The 1,514-nt window shown below is 65.1% G+C and carries 3 protein-coding genes; all 3 read left to right on the forward strand.

Annotation, left to right across the window (positions count from 1 at the left end):
• Positions 1-252 precede the first annotated feature (252 nt).
• The 3 genes from ACZ4SA_RS36885 to ACZ4SA_RS36895 are packed head-to-tail and all read left to right on the forward strand — an operon-like array spanning position 253 to position 1,469.
• A complete protein-coding gene (locus ACZ4SA_RS36885; RefSeq protein ID WP_468283231.1) occupies positions 253-537 on the forward strand; it encodes a hypothetical protein in 285 nt (94 codons plus the stop codon).
• Complete coding sequence (locus ACZ4SA_RS36890) at positions 534-1,280, forward strand: zeta toxin family protein (protein ID WP_468283234.1); 747 nt, start codon at positions 534-536, stop codon at positions 1,278-1,280. Before ACZ4SA_RS36885 ends, ACZ4SA_RS36890 begins: the two co-directional genes overlap by 4 nt.
• Before the next feature lie 42 nt (positions 1,281-1,322).
• Positions 1,323-1,469 (forward strand): hypothetical protein, encoded by a 147-nt coding sequence (locus tag ACZ4SA_RS36895; protein ID WP_468283237.1) that lies wholly within the window; start codon positions 1,323-1,325, stop codon positions 1,467-1,469.
• Positions 1,470-1,514: the final 45 nt, after the last annotated feature.

The raw sequence follows: 1,514 nt of genomic DNA on the forward strand, positions 1-1,514 counted from the left end.
AACAAGAACCCCAAGCCGTTCATCTGGACGAAGACCGCCGACGACATCCTCGACACCCTCGCCGCCTACTGCACACGAATTAACGACTCAGGACAGTAGGAGCTCTTGTGCCATGTGGTGAGCGGTTGCATCTCGGGACTCTCCTCAGTGCGTGCGGGCCGGCGTCCCAGTCTGCCCACATTGGCCGCCCCATCGACGCGAACCATGCAACAAGGAGTGCGGTTGTACCGCCGCACGAGAGAGGGGGAACTCATGAACGATCCATCGCCCAACAACGTCGGCCGCTCTGGCGGCTGGACAGCTGAGCAGGCCATCGAATTCGGCGCAGCCCGGGAACTTCTCAGTGCCGTCATCGCCGCTTGCAGCCGTCGGATCGCAGCAGCCACATCCGCCGAAGACAGAGAGCAGATGCTGATCGAGCAGCGGAGACACATCACCGAGCGCCGAGAGCTGACGGTGCTGGACCACGAGGCAGTGGCCCGCATCCGCAGGGACTACCCCGACCTGCTGCGCCGGCTGAGGGACGAGCCAGCATGACCGACACGCCTCTGTACCCGGCACCCATGTCGGATCGGGACAACGCCCGGCTGTTCAATCAGCTGATCCGTCCCACGCTCACCGGCACACCGCGTGAGAGCCCCACTGTCCTGTTCGTGGCAGGCCCACCGGGCGCCGGAAAAACCACCGTTCAAAACACCTTGCTCCAGCACATGCAGCTGACAGAAGCCTTTCCGCTCGACGGCGACGATCTGCTCAGCTTCCATCCCCGTCACACGGCATTCAGCCAGGACAACGACCTCACCGCGTCCTTCCTGGCTTCCGAAGACATCAAAGGCCGCTGGTGGACCCGCACGGCCAGACTGCTGCGCGCACAGCGCCTGGACATAGTGATCAGCGCCCCGCTCGCCGGCCCGGACTGGGCCCTCGCCCGGTTCGCGGAGTTTCGAAAGGCCGGCTACGGCGAAATCGATGTTGCCTTCGTGGCCACGCACGAGGCACAAAGCCTGCAGGGAATCGTCGCCCGGTACCACCAAGGGCACCACGACATCGGCTACGGCCGCTGGATCCCCCCTCAGTGGCACGATGCTGCCCATGCGGGGGTCCTGGATACCGCCGACCGGATCGACGCCCTCGCCGCAGTCGACAGGGTGTACGTGGCCCGTCGCGACGGCACACTCGTCCACACCAACCAGCTCGATCACTCCAGCACCTGGACACTTGGCGGCGCGACTCGCCAGGCCATCGAAGCCGAACGCAACCGGCGTTGGACCGGCGAGTAGAGCGCACAGTTCCTACAGACACAAGGACGCCTGCGGATCGAGATGAGCGCCGAGTGGGCCCCGCTGCTCGACAGCATCGACCGCCGGGCCATCCCGGTCATCGCACCGCTCACCGTGCACGACGATGCACAGCTGGCAGCCAGGGTGATTGCAAAGTCTGAGGTTCTGGGGGCGGTGCTGGTCAGCTGAGTCCGAGGAGGGCCAGTGGCCGCTCGAAAGGGCGGAGAGACATCT

This window comes from Streptomyces sp. NPDC027962 (genome assembly GCF_055566095.1).